The following is a 26,969-nucleotide window of genomic DNA, read 5'->3' as shown; positions in this document are numbered from 1 at the left end:
CTCATTCATCGGCAATTCCGTTCCTGCTCGACTTGATTCGCCCCTGGCTTTATGGCCGCCCCGAACCGATCGCAAGCTAGCTGCCGCAGGCTTGCGAATGTTAGAACCCGCAGCATCCGTCAAGCATGCGTGATTCGCGGCGTCCAGCGCCGTGCAATTCCAGGAACCCTCCAGGACCCCATTATATGTCTGACGCCTCGTCGCCCGCGACCGCTACTGCTCCCGATATGCTCGAACTCGCCGCGCTGCTGTGCTCGCGGGTCTGCCACGATCTCATCAGCCCCGTCGGCGCCATCGTCAACGGGCTCGAAGTGCTCGATGACGATCCCAAGCCCGAGGACCGCGAGTTCGCGCTCGACCTGATTCGCAAGAGCGCCAAGACGGCCTCCGCCCGCCTCCAGTTCTGCCGTCTCGCCTTCGGCGCCGCCGGCTCCTCCGGCGCCCAGATCGACCTCGGCGATGCCCAGACCATGGCGCGCGGCCACATCGAGGACGGCAAGTGCACGATCACGTGGAATCTGCCGCGGCTGCTGCTGCCGAAGAATCGCGTCAAGCTGCTGCTCAACATGCTGGTCGTGGCCCAGCACACGATCCCGCGCGGCGGTACGCTGACGATCGATCCGGTCGGCGAGGGCGAGACGATGAGCTTTCGCATCACCGCGACCGGGCACAACGCGCGCCTGCCGCAGAACATCGCCGAGCTCCTGAGCGGCGAGCGCGGGCCCGCTGCGGATGCGCACGCGATCCAGCCTTATTATACGCGGCTGCTCGCGCAGGCCTGCGGGCTCACCGTGACGCTGGCACCGGAAGGCGCAGCCATCATCGTTACCGCTTCGTAAACGCGCGCATCGCTCTCAAGACGTTAATCGAATCTTTACGAGGCGCTTCGGCTTGTCCGGAGCGCCTTATCTCTTTGTTGGTTCCGTTCTTTTCCACATACTCAACCATTATTAAACGCTTTGCGGTGAAGCTGGCCTCATTCCGAAATGGCGCATCACGCCTCGTGCGCGCCCTCCCTGTATGAAGGCCTGTTTTCATGGATGATCTGTTGCGGGAGTTCTTGACGGAGACCAGCGAGAGCCTGGACACCGTCGACAATCAGCTGGTGAAGTTCGAGCAGGAGCCGAACAACGCCAAGATCCTGGATAACATCTTCCGCCTGGTCCACACCATCAAGGGGACGTGCGGCTTCCTCGGCCTGCCGCGACTGGAAGCGCTGGCGCATGCCGGCGAGACGCTGATGGGCAAGTTCCGCGACGGCATGCCGGTGACGGGGCAGGCGGTGACGGTGATCCTGTCCTCGATCGACCGCATCAAGGAGATCCTCGCCGGCCTCGAGGCGACCGAAGCCGAGCCGGAGGGCACCGACCGCGATCTCATCGACAAGCTGGAAGCGATGGTCGAGCAGGGCATGGCGGCGATGTCAGCGTCGGCTTCGCCGATCGCGTCAGGCTCGGCGCAGCCGATGCCGGCGGCTGGCAGCGCTACTGCTGTTGCTGACGCCCCGCCGCTGGTGCCGGAAGCTCCGGCCGCCGCTGCGCCGGCCAAGGACATGACCACGGGTTCACTGATCGATCAGACCCTGGAGCGCCCGCTGCGCCCGGGCGAGGTGTCGCTGGACGAGCTCGAGCGCGCCTTCCGCGAGACCGCGATCGAAGCCCCAATCCCCGCACCCGTTGCCAAGGCCGAGGTCAAGGCTGAGCCCGCGCCGGCTCCGGCCCCTGTTGCCAAAGAGGCTGCCAAGGAAGCTGCGAAGCCTGCCGCCAAGGAGAAGGCCGCGCCGAAGAAGTCGATGGCCGACGAGGGCGCCTCCGAGGGCGACCGCATCGCCAACCAGTCGATCCGCGTCAACGTGGATACGCTGGAGCATCTGATGACCATGGTCTCCGAGCTGGTCTTGACCCGCAACCAGCTGCTGGAGATCTCCCGCCGCAACGAGGACACCGAGTTCAAGGTGCCGTTGCAGCGCCTCTCCAACGTCACCGCCGAGCTGCAGGAAGGCGTCATGAAGACGCGCATGCAGCCGATCGGCAATGCCTGGCAGAAGCTGCCCCGCATCGTCCGCGACCTGTCGAGCGAACTCGGCAAGCAGATCGAGCTGGAGATGCACGGCGCCGACACCGAGCTCGACCGCCAGGTGCTCGACCTGATCAAGGACCCGCTCACCCACATGGTGCGCAACTCCGCCGACCATGGCCTGGAGACCCCCGCCGAGCGGCTCGCGGCCGGCAAGGGCGAGCAGGGCACCATCCGCCTCTCCGCCTATCACGAGGGCGGCCACATCATCATCTGCATCGCCGACAACGGCCGCGGCCTCAACACCGAGAGGATCAAGGCCAAGGCGATCTCCTCGGGTCTCGTCACCGAGGCTGAGCTCGAGAAGATGAGCGAAGCCCAGATCCACAAGTTCATCTTCGCACCGGGCTTCTCGACCGCGGCCGCCATCACCTCGGTGTCGGGCCGCGGCGTCGGCATGGACGTGGTGCGCACCAATATCGACCAGATCGGCGGCACCATCGACATCAAGTCGGTGGCCGGCGAGGGCTCGAGCGTCACCATCAAGATCCCGCTGACCTTGGCCATCGTCTCCGCGCTGATCGTGGAAGCCGCCGGCGACCGCTTCGCGATCCCGCAGCTCTCCGTCGTCGAGCTGGTCCGGGCCCGCGCCAACAGCGAGCACCGCATCGAGCGCATCAAGGACACCGCCGTCCTGCGCCTGCGCAACAAGCTCTTGCCGCTGATCCATTTGAAGAAGCTGCTCAAGATCGACGACGGCGCGGCCAGCGATCCCGAGAACGGTTTTATCGTGGTGACGCAGGTCGGCAGCCAGACCTTCGGCATCGTCGTCGACGGCGTCTTCCATACCGAAGAAATCGTGGTCAAGCCGATGTCGACAAAACTGCGTCACATCGACATGTTCTCCGGCAACACCATCCTGGGCGATGGCGCCGTCATCATGATCATCGACCCCAACGGCATTGCCAAGGCGCTGGGTGCCGCCGGCTCCTCGGCCCATGACATGGGCGACGAGAACGGGGCGCATCACATCGGATCGGGCGAGCAGACCACTTCGCTGCTGGTGTTCCGCGCCGGCTCGTCCCAGCCCAAGGCGGTCCCGCTCGGGCTCGTTACGCGCCTGGAAGAGCTCCCCGCCGACAAGATCGAGTTCAGCAACGGCCGCTACATGGTGCAGTACCGCGAGCAGCTGATGCCGCTCGTCGCCATGGAGAGCGTCACTGTTGCGAGCCAAGGCGCCCAGCCGATCCTGGTGTTCGCCGACGACGGCCGCTCCATGGGCCTCGTCGTCGACGAGATCATCGACATCGTCGAGGAACGCCTCAACATCGAGGTCGGCGGCTCCAGCCAGGGCATCCTGGGCTCGGCCGTGATCAAGGGGCAGGCCACCGAGGTGATTGACGTCGGCCACTTCCTGCCGATGGCGTTCGCCGACTGGTTCACCCGCAAGGAGATGAAGCCGTCGATGCACTCGCAGTCGGTGCTGCTGGTCGACGACTCCGCGTTCTTCCGCAACATGCTGGCGCCGGTCCTGAAAGCGGCCGGCTACCGCGTCCGCACCGCGCCGACCGCGCAGGAGGGCCTGGCCGCGCTGCGCGCCCAGAGCTTCGACGTGGTCCTGACCGACATCGAGATGCCCGACATGAACGGGTTCGAGTTCGCCGAGGTGATCCGCTCCGACAACAATCTCGGCGCGATGCCGATCATCGGCCTGTCCGCGCTGGTGTCGCCGGCGGCGATCGAGCGCGGCCGTCAGGCCGGCTTCCACGACTATGTCGCCAAGTTCGACCGTCCCGGTCTGATCGCGGCGCTGAAGGAGCAGACCGCGGGCGCCGCCGGCGCCTCCGAGCTGAGCCGGGCAGCGGCGTAAGAGCATGATCCGGAAAAGTGTGAAGCGGTTTTCCGACGAGATCATGCTCAAAACGAAAAAGCGGGATCAGGAGATACGCTGATGGCCAACAAGACCCAGTCCACCGAAGGCGCCATGGTCGAATACGTCACCGCGATGATCGGCGGCCAGCTGTTCGGCCTGCCGATCTCCCGCGTCCAGGACGTGTTCATGCCCGAGCGCGTCACCCGCGTTCCGCTGTCCTCCCGCGAGATCGCCGGCGTCCTCAACCTGCGCGGCCGCATCGTCACCGTGGTCGACATGCGCGCCCGCCTCGGCCTGCCGAGGCCCGAAGACGGCAAGGTGCCGATGGCGGTCGGTGTCGATCTGCGCGGCGAATCCTATGGCCTGCTGATCGACCAGATCGGCGAGGTGCTGCGCCTGCCCGAGGACGGCAAGGAAGAAAACCCCGTCAACCTCGACCCCCGCATGGCCAAGCTCGCCGGCGGTGTCCACCGCCTCGACGGCCAGCTCATGGTCGTCCTCGACGTCGATCGCGTCCTCGAGCTCGCGCCCGAGATGATGGCGGCCTGATACGGCGGCACTGCCGCCGACGGACTTGCAATTGGAAGTGTCCCCGCGAAGGGGACAGGAAGCAGAGGTTCACATGCGCACTTGTCTCGTCGTTGATGATTCCAGCGTCATCCGCAAGGTCGCGCGCCGCATCCTGGAGGGCCTCGACTTCCAGATCCTCGAAGCCGAGGACGGTGAGAAGGCGCTGGAGGCCTGCAAGCGCGGCTTGCCCGACGCGGTGCTGCTGGACTGGAACATGCCTGTCATGGACGGCTACGAGTTCCTCGGCCATCTCCGGCGCATGCCCGGCGGCGACCAGCCCAAGGTGGTGTTCTGCACCACCGAGAACGACGTTGCGCACATCGCGCGTGCGCTTCATGCCGGCGCCAACGAGTACATCATGAAGCCCTTCGACAAGGACATCGTGACGGCGAAGTTCCAGGAAGTCGGCCTGATCTGAGCGACCGTCCGGAGGCTGAACGGCTCCTTCGGCGTTTGTCTTCAACTGAACCGTTTCAGTCTGAGTTGGTGAGTAATGAGTGTTGCGTTCGCAGGTAATTCGACCTCGGGTTCGTCGCGTGAAGCGGGACCGCTGCGGGTGATGATCGTCGATGACTCCGTCGTCATCCGCGGTCTGATCTCGCGCTGGGTCGGTGCCGAGCACGACATGGAGGTCGCAGCCTCGCTGCGTACCGGGCTCGAGGCGGTCAACCAGCTCGAACGCATCAACCCTGATGTTGCCGTGCTCGACATCGAAATGCCCGAGCTCGACGGCATCTCGGCGCTGCCGCAATTGCTGGCGAAGAAGCGCGATCTCGTCATTATCATGGCCTCGACGCTGACGCGCCGCAACGCGGAGATCAGCTTCAAGGCGCTGTCGCTCGGCGCGGCCGACTACATCCCGAAGCCGGAATCGACGCGCGAAGCGTCGGCCGCGGACACCTTCCATCACGACCTGATCCAGAAGATCCGTCACCTCGGTGCACGGCTGCGCCGGAAGGCCGCGGTTGCGAGCCCGCCGCTGGCGCCCGCGAGCCCCCCGCCGGCTGCGCGTGCACCGTTTGTCGCGCGGCCCGCCGCACCGGCTCCGGCCGCCAATGCCCTGTTGCCGGGGGCGCTGTCCACGCGCCCGTTCTCGACCCTGGCACCCAAGGTGCTGCTGATCGGCTCCTCGACCGGCGGACCGCAGGCGCTGATGGCCCTCGTCACCGAGCTCGGCCCGGTGATCGACCGCTTCCCGGTGCTGATCACCCAGCACATGCCGCCGACCTTCACCACCATTCTTGCCGAGCATCTGGCGCGTTCGAGCCGGCGGCCGGCAGCCGAGGCGGTCGACGGCGAGCCGGTGAAGCCGGGTCGGATTTATCTCGCGCCCGGCGGCAAGCACATGCGCGTGGTGCGCAGCGGTGCGGACGTGGCGATCGCGCTCGACGACGGCCCCGCCGTCAATTTCTGCAAGCCCGCGGTCGATCCGCTCTTCACCTCCGCCATCGACATCTGGCACGGCGCCATCCTCTCCGTGATCCTGACGGGCATGGGCTCGGACGGCATGCGCGGCGGCAAGGACATCGTGGCTGCCGGCGGCAGCGTCATCGCCCAGGATGAAGCCTCCAGCGTCGTCTGGGGCATGCCGGGCGCGGCGGCCAATGCCGGCATCTGCGCGGCGATCCTGCCGCTCAACCAGATCGGCGCCAAGGTCAACCGCCTGTTCGCGGGAGACCGCTCGTGACGCCGGTTGACTACGAGTATCTGCGCAAGTTCCTGAAAGAGCGATCCGGCCTCGATCTCTCCGCCGACAAGCAGTATCTGGTCGAGAGCCGGCTGCTGCCGCTCGCCCGCAAGGCGAGCCTGCCAGGCATCCCCGATCTCGTGCTGAAGATCAGGAACGGCGATGGCCGGCTTGCGACCGACGTGGTCGAAGCGATGACCACCAACGAGACCTTCTTCTACCGCGACAAGATTCCGTTCGATCATCTGCGCGAGACCATCCTGCCGGGCCTGATCCAGGCGCGCGCTGCGCGCAAGTCGCTGCGCATCTGGTCGGCGGCGTCGTCGACGGGGCAGGAGCCCTATTCGATCGCGATGTGCGTGAAGGAGATGGGCGCGGCCCTGGCCGGCTGGCGCGTCGAGATCGTCGCGACCGACCTGTCGCAGGAGGTGCTGGAGAAATCCAAGGCCGGCGTCTACAGCCAGTTCGAGGTGCAGCGCGGCCTGCCGATCCAGCACCTGATGAAGTATTTCACGCAAGTCGGCGAACTCTGGCAGCTCAATGCCGACATTCGCGCGATGGTGCAGTTCCGCCAGCTCAATCTGTTGCAGGACTTTTCCCATCTCGGCACGTTCGACGTGATCTTCTGCCGCAACGTGTTGATCTATTTCGACCAGGATACCAAGGCGGTGATCTTCGAGCGCATGGCGAAGGGGCTGGAAGCCGACGGCACGCTGCTGCTTGGCGCCGCCGAATCCGTCGTCGGCATCACCGATGCGTTCCGTCCCATCACTGAGCGCCGCGGTCTCTATCAGCTCAACCCGGCGCGCTCCGGCCGCCCCATGGGCGGACTGATGCCGCAGCCGCTGAAGATCGCCGCGGCGCGGTGATTGCCGAATGACAGGCGCTCTGAGAGAGCGCCGTCGTTGCGAACGATCGACAACATCTGACGAGATATCTTCCGTCATTGTGCGCGACGCTTCACGAGCGTTTGAGCCCTGCGAGTTACTCCGCTACCGCGCAATAGACCTCGCGCCGCGATGCAGCACGGTCGTGACCCTGACCAGCATCTGAAAGACCTGCTATGCTGCCGAGGGTCCCGCGGACGCGGGACCCCATTCCATCATGAACGGATTTGAGGAGGACACACCATGCGAATAGCTTGTGCCTCGTACTTTCTGTTGGTTGCGCTTTCGTTGCCCACGACTGCTCGCGCTGGTGAGCAAGTGCTCGAATTCAAGCTCGTCACCAGGCCGGTGGACGTCAAGGTCACCGAGGTCGCGAATGTTGAAGGTCAGACGGTCATGTCCGGCAAGATGTTTGGCGTTGCCTTTTTCAAGGATGGCCGCATCGCCGTGAAGGACTTCGTCAACTCCAGTGATTTGCTCAAGGGCTCGGGGCCCATGTTCGGCTACAGCACCTACACCTTCGACGATGGCTCCTCGATCACGGCGCGCTACGCCGGTGCGATCAAGGACGGTAAGGCAAAGGGCGAATATACGATCCTGTCGGGCACCGGAACGTACGCAAACGCGACAGGCACTGGCGGCTTCGAAAGTGTGCAAAGTGGGTTCAAGGGCGCCTTCCTGTACGACGGACGATTCATCGTCAAGACGCCCTGAGCCGACACGAGGACCTTCGCGCTCGCGTGCCCTTGCCGACGGCGTCGCGAGCGCATTTCACAAGATCGCATGCGGAAGAAAACGCGAGCCGTTGCCGGTGATCGGACTCTCGTCTTCGCGGATCGACAGGCCGCAGGGTTCGTGGTTCACCAGCCAGCTTCCGATCACCGGATAGAAGCCCGAGAAGTTCGGCAGTGGCGAGAGCGCCTGCCGCACGAAGCCTTCTGCACCATAAGGACCTGCGTGCTCGTCGAGCGGCGTTCCGCCGGACACCAGCGTGACATTGGCGCCTTCGCGCGACAGCAGCGGCTTGCGCACATAGGAGCTGCCGAGCTCTGCTGCCCGCACATCGTCCTCGAAGAAGGCCGGCAGCAGGTTGGGATGGTTCGGAAACATCTCCCAGAGCAGCGGCAGGATGCCCTTGTTGGAGAGCACCGCCTTCCACGGCGGCTCGATCCAGCGCGTCGGCGCGCCCTCGAGCTTTGCGCCGAAGGCGTCGTGAAACATCCATTCCCAGGGATAGAGCTTGAAGGCGAGTGCGATGTCGCGATCGTCGAGATCGACGAAGCCGCCAGCCTCGTCACGCCAGCCGATCGCTTCAATGTCGAGCAGCGTGGTCGAAAGCCCCGCCTGGCGCGCGGTGTCTTCGAGATAGGCCAGCGTGCCGGCGTCCTCCTCATTGCCGGTGGTGCCGGTGAGATGGACATGGCGGCCTGCACCAATCTCTTTCCAGGCTTCGATCAGCCGCTCGTGGATGGAGTTGAACTGGTCGGCGCGCACCGGGATGATACGGCGTTCGATCGCTTGTTCGAGCCAGGTCCATTGGAAGACGGCGGCCTCGAAGATCGAGGTCGGCGTATCCGCGTTGTATTCGAGCAGCTTTGCCGGCCCCTTGCCGTCGAACTTCAGGTCGAGCCGGCCGTAGAGGCTGCGGTCGTCCCGCTCCCAGCTCTCGGCGATCAGGCTCCAGAATGCCTCCGGAATCTTCAAGCGCTGCAGATGGCGCTCGTCGCCGATGATGCGACCGGCAAGCTCGAGGCACATCGCGTCGATCTCGCCGGTTGGCGTCTCGATGCCGCGCTCGATCTCGTCGAGCGTGAAGGCGTAATAGGCGCGTTCGTCCCAATAGCGTTCGCCGTCGATGGTGTGGAAGACGAAGCCGCATTGCGCTGCGGTTTGTCGCCAGTCGTCGCGCTCGAGACAGATGATGCGTCGCATGGATCAGCCACCGCCCGAGAAGCCATGGCCAAACGAGCCGAAGCCGCCGCGGCTCACGCTGCTGTGGCCCGAGTTGGATGACGTGCTCGACGAAGAATGGCTGGAGGAATCGCTGCTGAAGAAGCTCGAGCGCGACGATGAGCCCGAGCCGCTGCTGCCGCCTGAAGAGCTGCTTCTGCTGCTGCACGCGGTGCTCGTCTGCACCGCCGGATCCGTCCCGGGAGGAGAGGGCTCGCAAGTCCGCCGCGGCATCAGCGTGTAGGCGGTGGTGCCGACCGCGATCGTGCCCATCACCAGGAGCGCGACATGGCCGGAGCGCTTCACCGGCGCCCGCGGTGTCGGCGACACCGGCCGGCGTTTCCCGAACTCCCTGCTGGAGCGTTTGTCGGCCATGTCAGTAGATCATGCAGGCGGCGTTCAACAGGCCCGCGGCGAGCGAGGACAGCCCGAGCCAGATCGCGGGGGCAAGCTCGCCGGCGGCGATCCGCGTCGACAGGTTCGGCACCGGGACCTTCACGAGAAAGAACACGATGATCTGGACGATCAGCGCGATGGCCGCCCAGATCAGGCAGTCCAGCACATTGGCCGAATGCGCGATCGCGCTGACCAGCGGGGCCACGAAGCCGAGCAGGCTGAGGCCGAGCGAGATCGCCGCGGCCGGCTCGTTGTCGCGGATGAGCTGGAACTCGTTGTACGGGGTGATGCGGGTGTAGACGAACAGATACGCCACGATCGCGATCAGCCCGGTGCAGAAATAGACCAGGAAGGCGGGCAGGCCGGCGAGTGATTGCAGGATCATCGTTCCCCCATCGTGCAGCGACCATTCGTCGGCGGGGGGAGGATAGCGGTTCAACGGCGGGACGGCGACGAAGCCGCGTTAGCGTCCCCAAAAAACAAAACCCCGCCATTTGCGGCGGGGTCCAGGCTGGGAGGAGCGAGCCCTGCGGCTCGCGACGTAAACCCAGGATCAGGCGGGAATGCGCTCTTCGTGCTCGTGCGGCTCGCGCAGCACGTAGCCGCGGCCCCACACGGTCTCGATGAAGTTGCGGCCTTCGGAGGCGTTGGCGAGCTTCTTGCGGAGCTTGCAGATGAAGACGTCGATGATCTTCAGCTCGGGCTCGTCCATGCCGCCATAGAGGTGGTTGAGGAACATTTCCTTGGTGAGGGTCGTGCCCTTGCGGAGCGAGAGGAGCTCCAGCATCTGGTATTCCTTGCCGGTCAGATGCACGCGCTGGCCGCCGACTTCGACCGTCTTGGTGTCGAGGTTGACGACGAGGTCGCCGGTCTGGATGACCGACTGGGCATGGCCCTTGGAGCGGCGCACGATCGCGTGGATGCGGGCCACCAGCTCGTCCTTGTGGAAGGGCTTGGTCATGTAGTCGTCGGCGCCGACGCCGAGACCCTTGACCTTGTCCTCGATGCCGGCGAGGCCGGAGAGGATCAGAATCGGGGTCTTGATCTTGGAGACCCGGAGTTGCTTGAGCACGTCGTAGCCGGACATGTCAGGCAGGTTGAGGTCGAGAAGGATAATGTCGTAATCGTATAATTTACCGAGATCGACGCCTTCTTCCCCCAAATCGGTCGTATAGACGTTGAAGCTCTCAGACTTCAGCATCAGCTCGATCGACTGCGCGACGGCGCTGTCATCTTCAATCAGCAAAACGCGCATGCCAGTTCCCCATAGTCGCCGCTCCTGGGCGTCAGGTCGGCCGCATTCGCGGCACTCAACAAAACGCCTTTGAACAACTGATTCGGATCCTGACAACAGATGGTTAACAAATCCTGATTCTGGAACGCAAGTCCCCCCGGTGCAATTTTTGTCGAATCGCCCTAAGGTCTTGCGCAGGAAGCAGCTTTCGTTATCCGGCTCCGTTCAAGTTCCACTTTAAGAGACGGGCCTAACCGACTCCCGCGACTCAGCCTTCTTCTGAAGGGGAGTCACGCTCAGTCACAAAGACAGTGACGCAATGATTAACGATGCGGGTAAACACGAAGTTAAGCGCCGTTCAGAAATATGGCGAAACTTAAGAGTTTCCCCGTGAAGGCCCGGGGATCACGACGACGACCACCTTATGAAGGCCTCTTATGAAGGCGCGCCCCCTATGAAGGCCCACCGATGAAGGCTCTGGCCGAACAGATCGGCGATATCGACGGCGTCAATATCTATGGCCGTGTGGTCGGTGTGCGCGGCCTGATGGTCGAGGTGGCCGGCCCGATCCATGCGATGTCGGTCGGCGCGCGGCTGGTGATCGAAACCGGCGCCAACCGTTCCATCCCCTGCGAGGTGATCGGCTTCTCCGGCAACAATGCTGTCGTGATGCCGTTCGCCGGTCTCGACGGCGTGCGCCGCGGCTGCAAGGCGGTCATCGCCAATGCCGCCAATCAGGTGCGGCCCTCGACGGCCTGGCTCGGCCGCGTCGTCAATGCGCTGGGCGAGCCCATCGACGGCAAGGGGCCGTTGCCGCAGGGGTCCTCGCCGATGCCGTTCCGCAATACGCCGCCGCCGGCGCATTCGCGCAAGCGCGTAGGTAGCCCGCTCGATCTCGGCGTGCGCGCGATGAACACGTTCCTCACCTGCTGCCGCGGCCAGCGCATGGGCATCTTCGCGGGCTCCGGCGTCGGCAAATCGGTGCTGCTCTCGATGCTGGCACGCAACGTGGACGCCGCCGTCAGCGTCATCGGGCTGATCGGCGAGCGCGGCCGCGAGGTTCAGGAGTTCTTGCAGGATGATCTCGGCGAGGAGGGCCTGGCGCGCTCCGTCGTCGTGGTGGCGACCTCCGACGAACCGGCGCTGATGCGCCGCCAGGCCGCCTATCTGACGCTCGCGGTCGCCGAATATTTTCGCGACGAGGATAAGGACGTCCTCTGCCTGATGGACTCGGTGACGCGCTTTGCCATGGCCCAGCGCGAGATCGGCCTGTCCGCTGGCGAGCCGCCGACCGCCAAGGGCTATACGCCGACCGTGTTCACCGAGTTGCCGAAGCTGTTGGAGCGTGCCGGACCGGGCCTGGGGGAGGGCGCGATCACCGCGATCTTCACGGTGCTGGTCGACGGCGACGACCACAACGAGCCGATCGCCGACGCCGTCCGCGGCATCCTCGACGGCCACATCGTGATGCAGCGCTCGATCGCCGAGCGCGGCCGCTACCCCGCCATCAACATCCTCAAATCCGTCTCCCGCACCATGCCGAAATCGGCCGATCCGGAGTTCTGGCCGACCATCCAGAAGGCGCGCCAAGTGATGGCGACCTATGCCGACATGGAGGAATTGATCCGGCTTGGCGCCTACCGGGCTGGCTCCAGCCCCGAGGTCGACGAGGCGATCCGGCTGCACGAACCCCTGGAAGGCTTCCTGCGCCAGCGCAAGGACGAAAATGCCTCATTGGCGGACGGTTACCGCCAGTTGGCGCAAATCCTCGGTAATTTGGAAACGGAACGCTAACTTTGTCAGGTCATCATCCGATCCTACAGAGTAGCAGAGCCGGTCTTGGCCCCAATTGGGCCTGTGGGGAGACCGGTGTTGTCCCACGTGCAGCCAGGGGACTTCTGGGGAGTACGAGTCGATGAAGTCACGTGATACCCTCATTCGCCTGAAGAAGTTTCAGGTCGACGAGAAGCGCCGCCGGGTCACCCAGATCGAGACCATGATCGCCGACTTCCAGCGGATGTCGGTCGATCTCGAACGCGAGATCCAGACCGAGCAGGAGCGTGCCGGGATCAACGATCCCTCGCACTTCGCCTATCCGACCTATGCCAAGGCCGCGATCCAGCGCCGCGAGAACCTGACCCGCTCGGCCGACGAGCTCAAGGGCCAGCTCGACGAAGCCAAGGCCGCACTGGCCGAGGCCTTCGAGGAGCTGAAGAAGGTCGAGCTCCTCGACGAGCGCGACCAGGCCCGCGAACGCGCCGAGGAAAACGCCCGCGAGCAGGCCGACCTCGACAGCATCGGCCTGATGCGGGCTCGCATCGGCGCTGTCGCCTGAGGCGCTAGCAGCAAGAACCGCCGAAAATTCGCGAAACCCGGACCCGCAAGGTCCGGGTTTTCGTATGCGCTGTCCACAGCGTGGCGCCACGCCCCTTGGTGGTCGGCTTGGCCGCGCGCTATGGTGGTGCAGTGCCGGGGGCCTGCGCGGAACGCGCCTGAGCCTACGCGTTGGGGGGCTGAATGCTGACGCCAGCAGAGCTGGTCGGGCTGATTGAGGCGGTGGCGAAGGGCGATCAGGCCGCGTTCGAGCGCCTTTACGTCGCCACGCGCGCGAAACTCTATGGCGTCGTGCTCCGTATCTTGCGTCGGCAGGATCTCGCAGAGGAGGTCATTCAGGAGACCTACGTCAAGATCTGGAACAGCGCCGGCCAGTTCAATCCGGCTCTGTCCTCGCCGATCACGTGGATGGCGTCGATCGCGCGCAACCGTGCGATCGATATCGTGCGCAAGAAGTCGGAAGTCTCCATCGAGGAAGAGCCTCAGGCGATGGAGGTTGCGGCCGACAGTCCCGATCCTCTGGCGCGCCGGGAGATGACCGAGGAGCTGAAGCGGCTCCTGGAATGTATCGGCCGGCTCGAGCCGGACCGTCAGAGGCTCGTGCTTCTCGCCTATTACAACGGCTGGAGCCGCGAGCAATTGGCGGAGAAATTCGCCGCGCCCGTCAATACGGTGAAGACGTGGCTGCGGCGCAGCATGTTGGATATCCGCGAGTGCCTCGGTTTATGAGGGTTTATGCTGTGAGGGTGGTTCTGGACTGCAAGTGATGGCCTACACGGAGGACCATATCGCGCTCGCCGCGGAGTATGCGCTCGGTACGCTCGACGCCGATGAGCGCGCGCAGGTCGAGACCATGATGGCGGTGGACAAGGCGTTCGCCGATATCGTGCAGGCCTGGGCCTACCGGCTCGGCGTCCTCAACCAGATGGTCGGCACGATCGAGCCGCGTCCGATCGTGTGGGAGAACATCAGGTCCGAGCTCGCGCGGACGGCTTTCGCGCAGGAGCCCCCGGCGCTGTCCGAAGCCTCGCCGCCGCCGCCACCTGTACCGGCGTCGTCCTCGTTCGAAGCCGTCACGCCGGAAACGTCATCGGACCGCACGGAGCAACCGGAGCCGCAGCCTCTCGAAGCAGCGCAGACCGAAGCAGCTCAGCCCGAAGCCGCGCAATCCGAAACCGCGCGACCGCCGTCCGATGCGCTTCCCGACGTCGCGCCGATCTTCATGCCGCAGGTCCATGCGCCCGATCCGGACGTCGCGCGCGCGCCGCCGGCGCCGGTCGTGGACAACACCAATGTGATCCGGCTCGAGCGCCGCGTGAAGCGCTGGCGCACGATCGCATCCGCCGTCGGCGCGCTCGCGGCAGCGTTGCTGGTGACGCTGTCGCTTCAGATCTTCCTGCCCGATGCGCTGCCGGGCGGCTTGCGTCCCGCACCGCGCATCCAGACGGTCGAGGTGAAGACACCGGCGCCGCTCGCGGCGTCCGCGCAATATGTCGCGCTGTTGCAGGGCCAGGCCGGCGGCCCGGCCTTCATCCTCACCATCGACGGCGCGACACGGAATTTCACCGTGCGCAAGGTCGGCGCGACGCCGGAGCCCGGCAAGAGCTTCGAGCTCTGGCTGATCTCCGACAAGCTGCCGCGCCCGCGCTCGCTCGGCGTGATCGGCGGCGGCGAATTCACCGCGCGTCCGCTGCTCGCCTCCTACGATGCCGACGTCGTCAACGGCGCGACCTACGCCGTCACCGTCGAGCAGGCCGGCGGCTCGCCCAACGGCCAGCCGACCTCGGCGCCGGTATTTACCGGCAGGCTGATCGAGACCGTGCCGCCGTCTCAGCCGCAGGCGCCCGCGAAGAAGTAGATTTTTATCGTCGTCCTGGCGGAAGCCAGGACCCATTACCCCAAGAGCTTGTTGCAAGAGTGAGCTGTGGCCACACGGGCGAGCAACCGCACAATCCTGTGGTAATGGGTCCTGGATCGGTGCTCGCTCCGCTCGCTGGTTCAGGACGACGCTTAGAGGCATTGGGCGCGTCGCCATCGTCGCGGCAGCGCCTGATCGACGCATGTCGCCCCGGTCCACCCCGCTGTCGCATTCCGACAAGCCCGGCCAAATCCAGCCCCGCTTTGAACCTCTCCGCAATTCGCGGCGTCAAATCCCCGGAATTCAGGCGGCGCATGCCGATCATGGTGCCGGAGAGGGGCGAGAAATCAAATGGATGCAGCGAAAACGCCGGGCATCTTTGTTCACCAATATGCGGGCCTGCCGATTGGTCTGGCCTTCGAACAATGGCGCGATCGGGCCTTCGGGGCCTGCGGCCTCGACATCGGGCCGAGCCATGGCGACAGCATCGATTGCCGGCTCCAGATCAGCGTGGTCGACAATATCGCGCTGGCCATTCCCGAAGGCGCCTCCGCGCAATATACGCGCACTCAGAGCCACCTTGCCGACGGCAGCGACGATCTCGTCCTGATCGCGGCCCATGCGGGCCTCGTCCGCGTCGGGCAGAACGGCCACACCGTGGAGCTTGCGCCCGCGCAGATGGTGCTCGTCGACATGGGCATCACCGGCACCGTCGGCCATACCGACGAGGATCGCTTCACCACCATCCGCATGCCGCGCCGCGCGCTGCTCGACATCAATCCGCGCGCCGAGGAGAAGCTGTCGCAAGTGCTTGCCGACGGTGCGGTCGCCGAAACCATCTTCCGCTACCACGCGCTCGCCGCCAATCACGGCCCGCATCTAGACGCCGTCGGCCAGCGCCTGACCGCGCAGCACATGGTCGATCTCGTCGGCCTCCTGCTCGGGACCGATGCCGAGCACGCAAGCCTTATGCGCGGCCGTGGGCAGGCGGCGGCCCGTCTCGATCTCATGCGCGCCGACGTGATGGCCGCGCTTGGCCGCAACGATCTCTGCCTGGCGGAAGTTGCGACGCGCTCGGGCCTGAGCCCGCGCCAGGCGCAGCGCCTGTTCGAGCAGGCCGGCACGACCTTCACCGAATTCGTGCTGGAGCAGCGCCTGTTGCTGGCGCGCAAGCTGCTCGGCGATCCCCGCGCGAGAACGCGCAAGATCAGCGACATCGCGCACTCCTCGGGCTTCTCCGACCTGTCCTATTTCAACCGCGCCTTCCGCAAGCGCTTTGGCGCGACGCCGTCGGAACTGCGCGAGGCGTGAGCCGAGATCTTGTGCAGCGGCGCGCGCCGCAGCAGTTGGTCGGCAGGGGCTATTGAGCTATATCTGCCTGCGCGGGGCAGACCGCTCGATTCTTCGGGATAACGCAGTAGGCGGACATGACGCGTATTGTCGTGCTCGGCGCCGGGTTTGCAGGCCTGTGGGCGGCCATCGGAGCTGCGCGCAAGCGCGACGAGATCGGCGCTGCCGGCCGCGACATCGAGATCCGTGTCGTCGACCGCAATCCCTATCACAACATCCGGGTGCGCAATTACGAGGTGGACCTCAGCGAGGTCGCGCTTCCGCTTGGGCAATTGCTCGATCCGATCGGCGTCACTCACGGCCTCGGCGAGGTCGAAGCCATCGATCCGGCACGGCGCGAGATCTCGCTGGTCACGAGCGACGGCGAGGAGACCTTGGGCTACGACCGGCTTGTGCTCGCGGTCGGCAGCGAGGTGACGCGTCCCGACATTCCGGGCCTTGCCGACCACGCCTTCGACGTCGACACCTACATTGCGGCCCTGCGCCTCGAGGATCATCTCGTCTCGCTCGGGCGCAGCGTGCCGTCGCCGGGGCGTTCGACGGTCGTGGTGGTCGGCGCCGGCTTTACCGGCATCGAGGTCGCGGCCGAGATGCCGGACCGGCTGGCGCGTGCCGGGATCACCGGCAGCCGCTGCATCATCCTGGTCGATCCGAATCCGACGGTCGGCGCTACCATCGGCGCGCACGCGCGTCCCGTCATCGAGACGGCGTTGTCGGCGCTCGACATCGAGACACGCCTTGGCGCGCGTGTCGCATCGGTCGAGGCGGCCGGCGTTCAGTTGAGCTCGGGCGAGTTCATCCCGGCCCAGACGGTGATCTGGTGCGCCGGGCTACGTGCGAGCCGGCTGGCCGCGAGCCTTCCAGGCGCGCGCGATCGCCTCGGGCGCCTTCTGGTCGATCCGTTCATGCGGGTTGCCGATCTGCCTTGCGTGTTCGCGGCCGGCGACGTCGCCTCCAGCGTGGTCGACGGACTGCATCCCACCGTGATGTCCTGCCAGTTCGCCCGCCCCATGGGCCGCTTCGCCGGCCACAATGTCGTGGCCGATCTCCTGGGCCTGCCGATGCTGCCGCTGCGGATCGACTGGTACGTCACCGTGCTCGATCTTGGCAGTTGGGGCGCGCTCTATACGGAGGGGTGGGATCGCGAGGTCCGCACCACCGGCGCGGCCGCGAAGGCGACGAAGCAGACCATCAACCGCAAGCGCATCTATCCGCCGCTCAACGGGAGCAAGGACGAGCTGTTCGCTGCCGCAGCTCCAACCGTGCAGACGCCGCCGCCGACATATGGGGCGCGGTAGTGTCCCACATATCCGGTGTCATCGTCCGCGAAGGCGGACGATCCAGTATTCCAGAGACTGCAGGGGGATACGGAGAAGCCGCGGCGTACTGGATTCCCCGCCTTCGCGGGGAATGACAGCGGTGGTCTTGGCGGCATCCCGCGTGACATCCGCAGTGAAAAACATCACCCCAGACGTGAGAAAGCGCCCGTGGGGGGCGGGCGCTTTCTGTAGTCGACTTGGGGTTGGGGTCGTCTACATATCCACGTGGCGACTTTGGGGGGCTGGTAAAGAGCCGCGTGAATTCAAAAAAACTCGTCAGATCTCCTTAGCGAACGAGGGATGCGTTCGAACTGGTGATAACAACCGGCTTGCCGGCCTTGATGACGCGGGCCGTCTGGGTCAGACCTTCGTCCGAACCCGTGCGTGCCGTGATGCCGAAGCCTGCCACCGCGATCCCTGCGACGAGGGCTACGACCACGATCTTCAGGTGGGTCGAGCGATCTGCGCTGTAAATCGAGTGGTTCATGGAAGGCTCCTGCCGCCATCTACCCGAAGTAGTCGCTACCCTGTTCGGGCAGGTTCATGCTTCCGGTGCCCAACAACCTAGTATTGGGGGGATTCGTTCCCAAGGGGCGATCACAAGAGCGTGACAGGACGTGAAAGATCGCGATCAAAAACGATCCTTAATCGTGTAATTTCGTAATTATTTCAATGTCGTAATGTGCTTGTCAGGCGCCTTTTCCGCATCTGGTCGACAAGGCGCCAGGAACTCAAAAACCATTTGCCTGTGGCCGAAAAACACACGGCTTCTTAAGGCAAATCAGATGCTTCCGACCGTTTTCAACCTCGCCCTGGGGTGGATTTCAGCCTGCGACAGCACGGTCGTCTGAGCGCGGAACCGCTCGACGAGAGAGCGGACGAAGGGACGAATTGCCGCAGAGGTGACCAGCACCGGCGCCTCGCCTTCGCGCGCGGCGCGCTCGAAGGCCTCGCGTACGGCGGTCATGAACTCCGACAGTTTCGAGGGCTGCATCGCGAGGCTGCGCTCTTCGCCCTGGCCGATGATGGATTCGGCGAAGGCCTGCTCCCAGCGCGCCGACAGCGCGATCAGCGGCAGATAGCCGTTGTAGGAGGTGTTCTGCGCGCAGATCTGCCGCGCCAGGCGGGCACGGACGTGCTCGACCATGGTGGCGGGATTGCGCGAGAAGGCGAGCGAGTCGGCGATGCCCTCGAGGATGGTGGAGAGATCGCGGATCGAGATGCGCTCGGCGAGCAGCAGTTGCAGCACGCGCTGGATTCCGGAGACCGTGACCTGTCCGGGGACGATGTCCTTGACCAGCTCGCTCTGCTCCTTCGGCAGCTCCTTGAGCAGCTTCTGCACCTCGCCATAGGAGAGCAGGTCCGACATGTTGGCCTTGAGCAGCTCGGTGAGGTGGGTCGAGAGCACGGTCGCGGCGTCGACCACGGTGTAGCCCTTGAGCGAAGCCTCTTCCTTGAGGCTGGCATCGACCCAGGTCGCGGGCAGGCCGAAGGTCGGCTCGGTGGTGTGGATGCCGGGCACCTGAACCTGGCTGCCGCCGGGGTCCATGACCATGAACTGGTTCGGCCAGATCTTGCCGGTGCCGGCGTCGACCTCCTTGATCTTGATGATGTAGGTGTTGGCTTCGAGCTGGACGTTGTCGAGGATACGCACCGCCGGCATCACAAAGCCCATCTCGATCGCGAGCGAGCGGCGCAGCGCCTTGATCTGCTCGGTGAGGCGGTCGGTGCCGTCGGGGCCGTTGACCAGCGGCAGCAGCGCATAGCCGAGCTCGATCTTGAGGTCGTCGATCTTCAGCGCTGCGGAGATCGGCTCTTCGGTCGCAGCGGTGCCCGGCGCACCGGGCATGCCGGCCGCGGGCGCGGCCTTGGCAATTTCGTCAGCCTTGGCGGTTGCGCGGTTGCGGTTGCGCGCGGTCCAGGCCAGCGCACCGGCGCCGGCGCCGAGCGCGAGGAAGGGAATGGTCGGAATGCCCGGCAGCGCCGCCAGCACCAGCATGACGGCCGAGGACATCGCGAGCGCCTGCGGATAGCCGGAGAACTGCTTCATCAGGGCCTTGTCGGCGGCGCCGGAGACGCCGGCCTTGGAGACCAGCAGGCCGGCCGCGGTCGAGACGATCAGCGCCGGCACCTGGGTGACGAGGCCGTCACCGACGGTCAGCAGCGTGTAGCTGCGCCCGGCGTCGGCGAAGGACAGGCCCTGCTGCGCCACGCCGATGATCATGCCGCCGACGACGTTGATGAAGACGATCAGAAGGCCGGCGATGGCGTCGCCGCGGACGAATTTCGAGGCACCGTCCATGGCGCCGAAGAAGCCGCTCTCATCCTCCAGCGCCTTGCGGCGCTCCTTGGCGACCTTCTCGTCGATCAGGCCGGCGGAGAGATCGGCGTCGATCGCCATCTGCTTGCCGGGCATGGCGTCGAGGTGGAAGCGCGCGGCGACTTCGGCGATGCGGCCCGAACCCTTGGTGATGACGACGAAGTTGACGATGATCAGGATGGCGAAGACGATGATGCCGATGACGAAATTGCCGCCCATCACGAAGCTGCCGAAGGCTTCGATGACGTGACCGGCGGCATCCGTGCCCTCGTGCCCGTGCGACAGGATCAGGCGGGTCGAGGCCATGTTGAGCGACAGCCGCAGCATGGTCGAGATCAGCAGGATGGTCGGGAAGGCGGAGAATTCCAGCGGCGCCTGGATGAACAGCGACGTCATCAGGATCAGGATCGAGAGCGTGATCGAGATCGCCAGGAACAGGTCCAGCACGATCGCGGGCAGCGGCAGGATCAAGACCACCAGGATGGTGAGGATGCCGAGCGCCAGCGCGATGTCGCCGCGCTTGAGGATGTTGACGATCTCGGTGAGGGTGGGGACGCCGGCGTTTGTGCTCCCTACGCCCTGTCCCGCGGTGACGTCGACCATGGTAGCTGCCTCCCCGCGCGACTGCCGGCCGCGCGCCCCAAACGTCTGCGCGGCGGCCGAAGGGCCGCCGTTCCGAAAGTGAGGCACCGCACTGGCGTCCACGGGGGACCTCCCGTTTTACGCGGCTGACGACACTCGACTTCACCCGGCAATTCTTGCCGGGTGTATGGTTAGCAAAGGGTTAACGAGGGGGCGGCAGGAGGTCAGACCGGGGTGTTTCGGCCTTCCGGGTCGTCATTCCGGGGCGGTGCGAAGCACCGAACCCGGAATCTCGAGATTCCGGGTCTGGTCCTGCGGACCGTCCCGGAATGACGGGGTAGGTGGCAAAGCTACTTCGCCTTCTCCATCTTCGTCACCGTGTAGCCCGAAGCCGCCTCCTCGGCTTCGAAGGTGACCTTGTCGCCGACCTTCACCTGCTTGAGCAAAGCCGGGTCCTTGACGCGGTAGACCATGGTCATGGGTTCATCCATGCCGAGGCTCTTGGCCGGCCCGTGCTTGAGCGTGATCTTGCCGGCGCTCTCGTCGATCTTCTTGACCTCGCCGCTGATCGAGGCGCCTGGCGCCGCGGCGGCACCGAAGGTCAGGCCGAGCGTCAGCGCGAGCGCGGCGGCGATGCGGGTGATCGATTTCATGGCTCTCTCCATTGCTTCACTTGACGGTGACGTGGCCGACCATGCCGTAGTCGCGATGGTCCGGGATCAGGCAGGAAAATTCGAACGTGCCGGCCTTGCTGAACTTCCAGAGGATCTCGGCGGTCTTGCTCGGGGCGAGCCGGACCCCGTTCGGGTCGTCGTGCTCCATGTGCGGATGTTTCTTCATCACCTCGGCGTGCTCGAGGTTCTCCTTGGTGGTGGCGAGCAGGAATTCGTGGTCTTCCTTGCCGCTATTGCGCAGCACGAAGCGGATCTGTTCGCCGCGTTCGACCGTGATGTTCGACGGCTCGTAGGACATCTCGCTCATCGCGATCTCGACGGTACGTGCCGGCTTCTTGGGATCGCCGGGCTCGCCGGCCGAAAAGGTCTCATGACCGTGCTGGTCATGAGCAATGGCCGGCGCGATCGAAAGCGCAGCCAGCGCGAGGGCGAGTTTGATCGTCTTCATCTTGTTCTCCAGTTGGTGGTTCATCGAAACGCTCACATCTTCATGTTCTTCATCGGCGGCGTGCCGCCTTGCTGCCGCGCCGGTTCCGCGGCCGGCGGCGTCACTTCGTAGGCGACGGTGCCTTGCGGGAATTTGTACGGGCCGGGATCGCGGTAATCGTCGCGCGCGAGGTCCTCGCGGATCTTCATCACCGTGAACATGCCGCCCATCTCGATCGGGCCGAACTGGCCGGTGCCGGTCATCATCGGCAGCGTGTTGTCGGGCGCGGGCATCTCCATGTTGCCCATCGCCATGCCGGTCGAGCCCATCGCCATGCTGTCTGGTGCGAGCTTGCCGACGGCCTTGGCAAGATCCTTGCGCGACACGCCAATGAGGGTGCGCACCTCGTGTCCCATTGCGTTCATGGTGTGATGCGACTTGTGGCAGTGGAACGCCCAGTCGCCGGGATTGTCGGCGAGCACGTCGAACACCCGCACAGCGCCGACGGGGACGTCGGTGGTCGTCTCGGGAATCTGCGCGCTCTCCGGAATCCAGCCGCCGTCGGTGCAGGTCACCGCGAAGCTGTGGCCGTGCAGATGGATCGGATGGTTGGTCATGCTGAGATTGCCGATGCGCACGCGCACCTTGTCGCCGAGCCGCACCGGCAGCGGATCGATCCCCGGAAACACCCGCGAATTCCAGGTCCACATGTTGAAGTCGGTCATCTCGTTGACCCGCGGCAGGTAGCTGCCGGGATCGACGCGATAGGTGCTCATCACGAAGACATAGTCGCGGTCGACGGGCCGGAAATTCGGGTCGCGCGGATGCACGACGACCATGCCCATCATGCCCATAGCCATCTGCACCATCTCGTCGGAATGCGGGTGGTACATGAAGGTCCCGCTCTTCTTCATCTCGAACTCGTAGACGAAGGTCTTGCCCGGATCGATGTGCGGCTGATTCAGCCCGCCGACGCCGTCCATGCCGCTCGGCACGATCATGCCGTGCCAGTGAACGGTGGTGTATTCGGGCAATTTGTTGGTGACGAAGATGCGGACCTTGTCGCCCTCGACGGCCTCGATGGTCGGGCCCGGCGACTGGCCGTTATAGCCCCACAGGTTCACCTTCATGCCTTCGGCGAACTCGCGCACCACGGGTTCGGCGACGAGGTGGAATTCCTTCCAGTCACCGTTCATGCGGAACGGCAGCGACCAGCCGTTCAGCGTGACCACGGGGCGATAGTCCGGGCCGCTGATCGGATGCAGCGGCGGCTGCATCACCACCTTGTCCATAGTGGGCGCTTCCGGAATCGACGCAGCCTGGACGCGGCCGCTGATGGCCGACGCGCTGGCAAGCGCGGCAGTGCCCAAGAATCCTCGGCGGGAATACATGCTGGCCTCCATCTCAGTGGTCGCCGTCGGCAGACGCTGCCGCGGCGATGGTGGTTGACGTGTCGCCGCCGGAAGCAGGCGAACCGCCGCCGTTGACGGCGGTCTGCAAGTCGGACTGGGCGAGGAAGAATCTTTGCCTGGCATCGATGGCGCCGCGCAGCGACGCCAGGCGCTGCCGCGCCTCGGTGAGCAACGCAAAAATGTCGACCTGCATGCTGGAGAAGCGGAGCTGCATCTCCTCGGTGATGATTTTGCGCAGGGGGATGATCTCGCGCTGGTAATGACTGGCGATATCGTAGGTGGACCGGTAGGTCCGGTAGGCATCGCGCGCCTCGGAGCGAACGTTCACGGCACGCTCGGTCAGGCGATTGAAGGCGAGATTGTAGGTCTCCGCCGCCTGCCGCACGCGCACCTCGCCGCCGTCGAAGATCGGGATCTGGAACTGCACGTCAAAACCGCGTTCGCGGAACGGCGCCCCTTCCGGATCCTGGGTGCGGCGCGAGATGCCGGCGAGATCGAGCAGCGTCACGAAGCGCGTCGCCTCGGTGAGATTGAGCGATTTGGCCAGCGCCGTCAGCTCGAGCCGCGCGATCTGCAAGTCGATGCGATGAGCGACCGCGTCGGCCTCGATCGAAGGCAGCGCTTGTGGCCGGCGCGGCAATGGCGGCAACTGGTTGGGCAGACGGAAATCGAGGCCGTCGTCCCATAGTCCCATCAGGCGCGCGAGCCTTTCGCGCGTGCTCGTCGCGGCCTGCCGTGCGGTCGCGAGGTCGGCGGTGGTCTCGGCGTAGAACACCTGTTCGCGGGCTTGGTCGAGCTTGTTGATCGAGCCGGTTTCGCCGAGCTTGACGGCGAGTTGGGCCGTCGATTCCGCCGTCGCTTTCGCGTCCGTCAGCAGCACCGCCAGCTCGTTGCAGGTGACCGCGCGGACATAGGCGCGGCGCACGTCGGCCGCGAGCCGCAACGTCGCCAGTGCCGCGCGCAATTGGGCCTGGCGGAAGCGGTCGCGCGCGATGTCGGAGCGGAACGGCAGGGTCGCCAGCGCGAGGATGTCACCGACCACCTGGCGCTCGATCTCGTTCGCGCCATTGCCCGATATCCGCGAGATCGAGAACACGGGATTGGGCGGCAGGCTTTGCTCCACCAGCTCGGTTTCGGCCAGCGCCAGCTCGTTGTAAGCGGCTTGCAGCCCCTTGTTGTTGAGCAGCGCGATCTGCACGGCGGTCTCGGCGGTCAGCGTGCGCGCCAGCAACCGGTGGACGGTCGCGTTGACAGCCTCGGCGCCTTCTGCCGATCGGACGAAGGCGACGTCCTTGTTGATGGTCTGGCTGGCGAGGTCCGAGACCGTCGTCATGCCGCCGTCCGGCGAGAACGCCATGCAGCCGGAGAGTCCGAACGCGGTGAGCATGAGCAGGCCCCGCGCAAAATGCTGTGTCATGGCGGGTTCCTAGCGGTCTTGCTTCGGCTGCGGCGCGACGGCGTCGTTGCGGTCGCGCCACGGCGCCGGCGTCGCAGGCCGCAGGCTGGTATAGGGCGCGACGGTCGACCGATAACTGGCGCGTGCGACCTTTGCCGAGGGATCGGCAGGATCGGCGTCGGCCACTTGCGTGGTGGCCGGCATGCAGCCGGCCAGCGCGAACGCAATCACGGCCAGCAGCGGCCAGCCAAATAGAAAGAGTCGTCCACGCACCGCGGATGCGGCGCCGGACTTCGCCCCGGAAAGGGTAAGCATGATTCATCCCTGAACTGTCGTGAGACCGCAGGCCCGCGCGCGCAGACGCGCGCTGGCCCTGACGTCATCGTGTCAGATCAGGCGATGGGGGGACGGTAGAGCAGGGGCGGCGCCTCGCTACGCAGGCTGGCCACGATCTCGGGCGCGCAGGCGGAGATGGGCTGAAGCGGCTTGGCGACGACGGGCAGATCGGCCGGCAGCGCACTCACGCACATCATCGCGCAGCACGGGCCGACTGTTCCCTTGCCGTCATGATGATGCGGAGCAGGCGCGTCCTGCGCCGCGGTCTGGGGATGCGCATGCGGTCCGGCGTGGTCATGCGAAGCGCCGTCATGCATGTGGCCGGCTGGCGTCTGATGATGCACCGGCACGACGTCGGCGAGGAGCGCGTCGTCGAGGCACGGCGCCGGACCATTGCCCCAGGCAAGGCTTGCGGCCGGCGCGAGCACGCAGAACAGATAGGCGAGGGCGATGATCCGCCCCACCCTGATCCGCATCGATCGTGTCAATCGCAACAGCATTCCGCCGATAGGCTCCTCGCGCGGCAGTCTTGCACACGCAGATTGCAAACTAATGGCAAAACGCGCATCCGCCAAGCTTCTTCTTACCGCAGTGCACCGCGCATGCCCAATATCACGCCACGAAGCTTGACCGTGTTCCGATCCGCGGGCCATGGTCCGGCCCGTGCACGCCCCAAATCATCCAGGACATACATCAGACTCCTTCAGCCCTGATTCCCGTCAGGCCTGGGTGCGGCTTGTCATTGCGCTTCTGATCGGATCGATCGGAGGCGTCGGCATGTGGGCGATCGTGGTCATGATTCCCGCGGTCCAGGCCGAATTCGCAGCGACGCGCGGCGCGGTGTCGCTGGCCTTCACCCTCATGATGTTCGGCTTCGGGCTTGGCGGCGTGATCGCCGGCAAGATCACCGACCGATTCGGCATCGTGCCGGCGATGGCGATCAGCATCGCCTTCCTCGGCGTCGCCAATGTGCTCGCGGGCCTGTCTGGTCAACTCTGGCAGTTCGTGGCGGCGTATTTCCTGATCGGGCTCGGCACCTCGGCGACCTTCGCGCCGCTGATGGCGGAGGCTTCGCACTGGTTCGAGCGCTATCGCGGGCTGGCCGTGACCATCGTCGCGAGCGGCAATTACGTCGCCGGCACAATGTGGCCGCCGCTGGTGAATTGGGGCCTGCAGACGATCGGCTGGCGCATGACCCATATCGGCATCGGTCTCGTCTGCGTGGGCTTGATGACGATCCTGGTGCTGGTCCTACGCGCGCAGATGGGCGGCAACAAGGTTCGCGATCATGCCAATGCACCGCCGCCGCGGGTCGATCTCAAGCTCTCGACCAATACGCTGACGGTGCTGCTCTCGATCGCCAGCATCTCCTGCTGCGTCGCCATGGCGATGCCGCAGGTGCATATCGTCGCCTATTGCGGCGATCTCGGTTATGGCGTGGCGCGCGGCGCCGAGATGCTGTCTTTGATGATGGCCTGCGGCATCGTCAGCCGCATCGGCTCGGGCTTCCTTGCCGACAAGATCGGCGGCGTCCGCACGCTGCTGGTCGGGTCGCTGGCGCAGGGCTTTGCGCTGGTGTTCTACCTGTTCTTCGACAGCCTCGCCTCGCTCTACCTGATCTCCGCGATGTTCGGACTGTTTCAGGGCGGCATCGTGCCGAGCTACGCCATCATCGTGCGCGAGGCGATGCCGGCTGGCGAGGCGGCGACCCGTGTCGGCATCGTGATCTTCGCCTCGGTGTTCGGCATGTCGTTTGGCGGCTGGGTGTCGGGCGTCATCTTCGATGCCACCGGCTCGTATGCCGCGGCGTTCGCAAACGGCGTGGCCTGGAACGCGCTGAATATAGGCATCGTCCTGACCTTGCTGATCCGCTCGCGGATGAATTCGGTCAAGGCAAGACCGGGTTTCGCGACCTAAACCGCCTGTCCCGCCTTCAGCAGCGAGCAGCCGGTGATCTTGTAACTGCCATCGGCCTGCTGCTCGAGCGTGTAGAGCGCCTCCCAGGCCTCGCCATTGGCGTCGACGATGTGGACGCGCTGGGCGATCCAGTTGCCTTCGGTCTTGCTGTCGCCGAACTCGAAACTCTTGTGGCGGTAGACCGGCGCGTAGCCGTTTTGCACCATGGACATGAAGATGTCGGGCGCCGGAAAGATCTCCTTGATTGCCGGTGCGGCATAGGAATAGGCGGCCGTGGCATCGTCGCGGACGAACGCCTGCTCCTGGGCGCGGATGATGCCTTGTGCCGCGGCGATGTCGTCGGCCAGTGCGCAGAACGGGCTGAGAGCAACAGCGAGAAGGAGAAGCAAGGCTGCGACGCGCACGACAGGCTCCGCGTTGATATCCCGGCG

Annotated in this window: 27 protein-coding genes; 14 read left to right on the top strand and 13 right to left on the bottom strand. The window is 65.2% G+C overall.

The window, feature by feature from the left end:
- The first annotated feature begins 185 nt into the window (after nucleotides 1–185).
- The 7 genes from chpT to AB5K84_RS36550 all read left to right on the top strand — a co-directional run bounded on the left by chpT (nucleotide 186) and on the right by AB5K84_RS36550 (nucleotide 7,747).
- Nucleotides 186–839, top strand: coding sequence for a histidine phosphotransferase ChpT (gene chpT, locus AB5K84_RS36580; protein ID WP_038967810.1), 654 nt, complete (start codon nucleotides 186–188; stop codon nucleotides 837–839).
- Nucleotides 840–1,036: 197 nt separating this feature from the next.
- Nucleotides 1,037–3,886 (top strand): hybrid sensor histidine kinase/response regulator, encoded by a 2,850-nt coding sequence (locus AB5K84_RS36575; RefSeq protein WP_011084982.1) that lies wholly within the window; start codon nucleotides 1,037–1,039, stop codon nucleotides 3,884–3,886.
- A gap of 81 nt (nucleotides 3,887–3,967) precedes the next feature.
- Nucleotides 3,968–4,438 carry a chemotaxis protein CheW gene (locus tag AB5K84_RS36570; protein ID WP_011084983.1) on the top strand — a complete coding sequence of 157 codons (471 nt, stop codon included), beginning with the start codon at nucleotides 3,968–3,970 and terminating at the stop codon, nucleotides 4,436–4,438.
- Between the two features lie 73 nt (nucleotides 4,439–4,511).
- On the top strand, nucleotides 4,512–4,877 hold the full coding sequence (locus AB5K84_RS36565; RefSeq protein ID WP_007600538.1) for a response regulator: 366 nt from the start codon (nucleotides 4,512–4,514) through the stop codon (nucleotides 4,875–4,877).
- Between the two features lie 75 nt (nucleotides 4,878–4,952).
- On the top strand, nucleotides 4,953–6,146 hold the full coding sequence (locus AB5K84_RS36560; protein ID WP_011084984.1) for a protein-glutamate methylesterase/protein-glutamine glutaminase: 1,194 nt from the start codon (nucleotides 4,953–4,955) through the stop codon (nucleotides 6,144–6,146).
- On the top strand, nucleotides 6,143–7,015 hold the full coding sequence (locus tag AB5K84_RS36555; RefSeq protein WP_011084985.1) for a CheR family methyltransferase: 873 nt from the start codon (nucleotides 6,143–6,145) through the stop codon (nucleotides 7,013–7,015). The genes AB5K84_RS36560 and AB5K84_RS36555 overlap by 4 nt, the downstream gene beginning before the upstream one ends.
- A gap of 336 nt (nucleotides 7,016–7,351) precedes the next feature.
- Nucleotides 7,352–7,747 carry a hypothetical protein gene (locus AB5K84_RS36550; protein WP_236842187.1) on the top strand — a complete coding sequence of 132 codons (396 nt, stop codon included), beginning with the start codon at nucleotides 7,352–7,354 and terminating at the stop codon, nucleotides 7,745–7,747.
- Between the two features lie 57 nt (nucleotides 7,748–7,804).
- Here AB5K84_RS36550 and AB5K84_RS36545 read toward each other — a convergent pair whose 3' ends face one another.
- From AB5K84_RS36545 to ctrA, 4 genes are all read right to left on the bottom strand, one after another.
- Nucleotides 7,805–8,965, bottom strand: a complete 1,161-nt coding sequence (locus AB5K84_RS36545) for a glutathionylspermidine synthase family protein (RefSeq protein WP_038966501.1) — start codon at nucleotides 8,963–8,965, stop codon at nucleotides 7,805–7,807.
- 3 nt (nucleotides 8,966–8,968) lie between these two features.
- Nucleotides 8,969–9,358: a hypothetical protein gene (locus AB5K84_RS36540; RefSeq protein ID WP_082901022.1), complete on the bottom strand. Its 390-nt coding sequence runs from the start codon at nucleotides 9,356–9,358 to the stop codon at nucleotides 8,969–8,971.
- Between the two features lies 1 nt (nucleotide 9,359).
- The gene (locus AB5K84_RS36535; protein WP_011084988.1) at nucleotides 9,360–9,764 is read right to left on the bottom strand and encodes a DUF350 domain-containing protein; all 405 of its coding nucleotides are present in this window, start codon (nucleotides 9,762–9,764) and stop codon (nucleotides 9,360–9,362) included.
- Between the two features lie 168 nt (nucleotides 9,765–9,932).
- On the bottom strand, nucleotides 9,933–10,634 hold the full coding sequence (ctrA, locus tag AB5K84_RS36530) for a response regulator transcription factor CtrA (protein ID WP_008138878.1): 702 nt from the start codon (nucleotides 10,632–10,634) through the stop codon (nucleotides 9,933–9,935).
- 447 nt (nucleotides 10,635–11,081) lie between these two features.
- Here ctrA and fliI point away from each other — a divergent pair, with 447 nt between their 5' ends.
- From fliI to AB5K84_RS36500, 6 genes are all read left to right on the top strand, one after another.
- Nucleotides 11,082–12,407 (top strand): flagellar protein export ATPase FliI, encoded by a 1,326-nt coding sequence (gene fliI, locus AB5K84_RS36525; protein ID WP_011084989.1) that lies wholly within the window; start codon nucleotides 11,082–11,084, stop codon nucleotides 12,405–12,407.
- A gap of 121 nt (nucleotides 12,408–12,528) precedes the next feature.
- A complete protein-coding gene (fliJ, locus tag AB5K84_RS36520) occupies nucleotides 12,529–12,948 on the top strand; it encodes a flagellar export protein FliJ (RefSeq protein WP_011084990.1) in 420 nt (139 codons plus the stop codon).
- A 182-nt stretch (nucleotides 12,949–13,130) separates the two neighbouring features.
- Nucleotides 13,131–13,676, top strand: a complete 546-nt coding sequence (locus tag AB5K84_RS36515) for a sigma-70 family RNA polymerase sigma factor (protein ID WP_011084991.1) — start codon at nucleotides 13,131–13,133, stop codon at nucleotides 13,674–13,676.
- Nucleotides 13,677–13,713: 37 nt separating this feature from the next.
- The gene (locus AB5K84_RS36510; RefSeq protein ID WP_038966503.1) at nucleotides 13,714–14,805 is read left to right on the top strand and encodes an anti-sigma factor; all 1,092 of its coding nucleotides are present in this window, start codon (nucleotides 13,714–13,716) and stop codon (nucleotides 14,803–14,805) included.
- 351 nt (nucleotides 14,806–15,156) lie between these two features.
- A complete protein-coding gene (locus tag AB5K84_RS36505) occupies nucleotides 15,157–16,116 on the top strand; it encodes a helix-turn-helix transcriptional regulator (RefSeq protein ID WP_011084992.1) in 960 nt (319 codons plus the stop codon).
- A 116-nt stretch (nucleotides 16,117–16,232) separates the two neighbouring features.
- Nucleotides 16,233–17,453 (top strand): NAD(P)/FAD-dependent oxidoreductase, encoded by a 1,221-nt coding sequence (locus AB5K84_RS36500; RefSeq protein ID WP_011084993.1) that lies wholly within the window; start codon nucleotides 16,233–16,235, stop codon nucleotides 17,451–17,453.
- Between the two features lie 307 nt (nucleotides 17,454–17,760).
- Here AB5K84_RS36500 and AB5K84_RS36495 read toward each other — a convergent pair whose 3' ends face one another.
- The 8 genes from AB5K84_RS36495 to AB5K84_RS36460 form a co-directional block, all read right to left on the bottom strand.
- Nucleotides 17,761–17,961, bottom strand: coding sequence for a hypothetical protein (locus tag AB5K84_RS36495; protein ID WP_011084994.1), 201 nt, complete (start codon nucleotides 17,959–17,961; stop codon nucleotides 17,761–17,763).
- A gap of 294 nt (nucleotides 17,962–18,255) precedes the next feature.
- On the bottom strand, nucleotides 18,256–20,397 hold the full coding sequence (flhA, locus tag AB5K84_RS36490; RefSeq protein ID WP_038966504.1) for a flagellar biosynthesis protein FlhA: 2,142 nt from the start codon (nucleotides 20,395–20,397) through the stop codon (nucleotides 18,256–18,258).
- 329 nt (nucleotides 20,398–20,726) lie between these two features.
- Nucleotides 20,727–21,029, bottom strand: a complete 303-nt coding sequence (locus AB5K84_RS36485) for a copper-binding protein (protein ID WP_028175166.1) — start codon at nucleotides 21,027–21,029, stop codon at nucleotides 20,727–20,729.
- 16 nt (nucleotides 21,030–21,045) lie between these two features.
- Nucleotides 21,046–21,498 (bottom strand): cupredoxin domain-containing protein, encoded by a 453-nt coding sequence (locus AB5K84_RS36480; protein WP_028175167.1) that lies wholly within the window; start codon nucleotides 21,496–21,498, stop codon nucleotides 21,046–21,048.
- 32 nt (nucleotides 21,499–21,530) lie between these two features.
- Nucleotides 21,531–22,868, bottom strand: coding sequence for a copper oxidase (locus tag AB5K84_RS36475; protein ID WP_011084998.1), 1,338 nt, complete (start codon nucleotides 22,866–22,868; stop codon nucleotides 21,531–21,533).
- Between the two features lie 13 nt (nucleotides 22,869–22,881).
- A complete protein-coding gene (locus AB5K84_RS36470) occupies nucleotides 22,882–24,306 on the bottom strand; it encodes a TolC family protein (RefSeq protein ID WP_011084999.1) in 1,425 nt (474 codons plus the stop codon).
- Nucleotides 24,307–24,315: 9 nt separating this feature from the next.
- Nucleotides 24,316–24,600 carry a hypothetical protein gene (locus AB5K84_RS36465; RefSeq protein ID WP_011085000.1) on the bottom strand — a complete coding sequence of 95 codons (285 nt, stop codon included), beginning with the start codon at nucleotides 24,598–24,600 and terminating at the stop codon, nucleotides 24,316–24,318.
- A 77-nt stretch (nucleotides 24,601–24,677) separates the two neighbouring features.
- On the bottom strand, nucleotides 24,678–25,121 hold the full coding sequence (locus AB5K84_RS36460; RefSeq protein ID WP_038966505.1) for a hypothetical protein: 444 nt from the start codon (nucleotides 25,119–25,121) through the stop codon (nucleotides 24,678–24,680).
- 151 nt (nucleotides 25,122–25,272) lie between these two features.
- Between AB5K84_RS36460 and AB5K84_RS36455 the strand changes: the two genes are divergently transcribed.
- Nucleotides 25,273–26,538 carry an MFS transporter gene (locus AB5K84_RS36455; protein ID WP_011085002.1) on the top strand — a complete coding sequence of 422 codons (1,266 nt, stop codon included), beginning with the start codon at nucleotides 25,273–25,275 and terminating at the stop codon, nucleotides 26,536–26,538.
- Here AB5K84_RS36455 and AB5K84_RS36450 read toward each other — a convergent pair.
- Nucleotides 26,535–26,942 (bottom strand): DUF4864 domain-containing protein, encoded by a 408-nt coding sequence (locus AB5K84_RS36450; protein WP_011085003.1) that lies wholly within the window; start codon nucleotides 26,940–26,942, stop codon nucleotides 26,535–26,537. The genes AB5K84_RS36455 and AB5K84_RS36450 overlap by 4 nt on opposite strands.
- Nucleotides 26,943–26,969: the final 27 nt, after the last annotated feature.

Source organism: Bradyrhizobium sp. 1200_D9_N1_1 (assembly GCF_052075915.1).
GTDB classification, from domain to species: Bacteria; Pseudomonadota; Alphaproteobacteria; order Rhizobiales; family Xanthobacteraceae; genus Bradyrhizobium; species Bradyrhizobium diazoefficiens.
Note: the sequence above shows the minus strand (reverse complement) of the source record. Positions and strands in the feature narration are given on the sequence as shown.

Coding starts and splice junctions, on each gene's coding strand:
- chpT (WP_038967810.1), top strand. CDS start 186: ATGTCTGACGCCTCGTCGCCCGCGACCGCTACTGCTCCCGATATGCTC.
- AB5K84_RS36575 (WP_011084982.1), top strand. CDS start 1,037: ATGGATGATCTGTTGCGGGAGTTCTTGACGGAGACCAGCGAGAGCCTG.
- AB5K84_RS36570 (WP_011084983.1), top strand. CDS start 3,968: ATGGCCAACAAGACCCAGTCCACCGAAGGCGCCATGGTCGAATACGTC.
- AB5K84_RS36565 (WP_007600538.1), top strand. CDS start 4,512: ATGCGCACTTGTCTCGTCGTTGATGATTCCAGCGTCATCCGCAAGGTC.
- AB5K84_RS36560 (WP_011084984.1), top strand. CDS start 4,953: ATGAGTGTTGCGTTCGCAGGTAATTCGACCTCGGGTTCGTCGCGTGAA.
- AB5K84_RS36545 (WP_038966501.1), bottom strand. CDS start 8,965: ATGCGACGCATCATCTGTCTCGAGCGCGACGACTGGCGACAAACCGCA.
- AB5K84_RS36540 (WP_082901022.1), bottom strand. CDS start 9,358: ATGGCCGACAAACGCTCCAGCAGGGAGTTCGGGAAACGCCGGCCGGTG.
- AB5K84_RS36535 (WP_011084988.1), bottom strand. CDS start 9,764: ATGATCCTGCAATCACTCGCCGGCCTGCCCGCCTTCCTGGTCTATTTC.
- ctrA (WP_008138878.1), bottom strand. CDS start 10,634: ATGCGCGTTTTGCTGATTGAAGATGACAGCGCCGTCGCGCAGTCGATC.
- fliI (WP_011084989.1), top strand. CDS start 11,082: ATGAAGGCTCTGGCCGAACAGATCGGCGATATCGACGGCGTCAATATC.
- fliJ (WP_011084990.1), top strand. CDS start 12,529: ATGAAGTCACGTGATACCCTCATTCGCCTGAAGAAGTTTCAGGTCGAC.
- AB5K84_RS36515 (WP_011084991.1), top strand. CDS start 13,131: ATGCTGACGCCAGCAGAGCTGGTCGGGCTGATTGAGGCGGTGGCGAAG.
- AB5K84_RS36510 (WP_038966503.1), top strand. CDS start 13,714: ATGGCCTACACGGAGGACCATATCGCGCTCGCCGCGGAGTATGCGCTC.
- AB5K84_RS36505 (WP_011084992.1), top strand. CDS start 15,157: ATGGATGCAGCGAAAACGCCGGGCATCTTTGTTCACCAATATGCGGGC.
- AB5K84_RS36500 (WP_011084993.1), top strand. CDS start 16,233: ATGACGCGTATTGTCGTGCTCGGCGCCGGGTTTGCAGGCCTGTGGGCG.
- AB5K84_RS36495 (WP_011084994.1), bottom strand. CDS start 17,961: ATGAACCACTCGATTTACAGCGCAGATCGCTCGACCCACCTGAAGATC.
- flhA (WP_038966504.1), bottom strand. CDS start 20,397: ATGGTCGACGTCACCGCGGGACAGGGCGTAGGGAGCACAAACGCCGGC.
- AB5K84_RS36485 (WP_028175166.1), bottom strand. CDS start 21,029: ATGAAATCGATCACCCGCATCGCCGCCGCGCTCGCGCTGACGCTCGGC.
- AB5K84_RS36480 (WP_028175167.1), bottom strand. CDS start 21,498: ATGAAGACGATCAAACTCGCCCTCGCGCTGGCTGCGCTTTCGATCGCG.
- AB5K84_RS36475 (WP_011084998.1), bottom strand. CDS start 22,868: ATGTATTCCCGCCGAGGATTCTTGGGCACTGCCGCGCTTGCCAGCGCG.
- AB5K84_RS36470 (WP_011084999.1), bottom strand. CDS start 24,306: ATGACACAGCATTTTGCGCGGGGCCTGCTCATGCTCACCGCGTTCGGA.
- AB5K84_RS36465 (WP_011085000.1), bottom strand. CDS start 24,600: ATGCTTACCCTTTCCGGGGCGAAGTCCGGCGCCGCATCCGCGGTGCGT.
- AB5K84_RS36460 (WP_038966505.1), bottom strand. CDS start 25,121: ATGCTGTTGCGATTGACACGATCGATGCGGATCAGGGTGGGGCGGATC.
- AB5K84_RS36455 (WP_011085002.1), top strand. CDS start 25,273: ATGGTCCGGCCCGTGCACGCCCCAAATCATCCAGGACATACATCAGAC.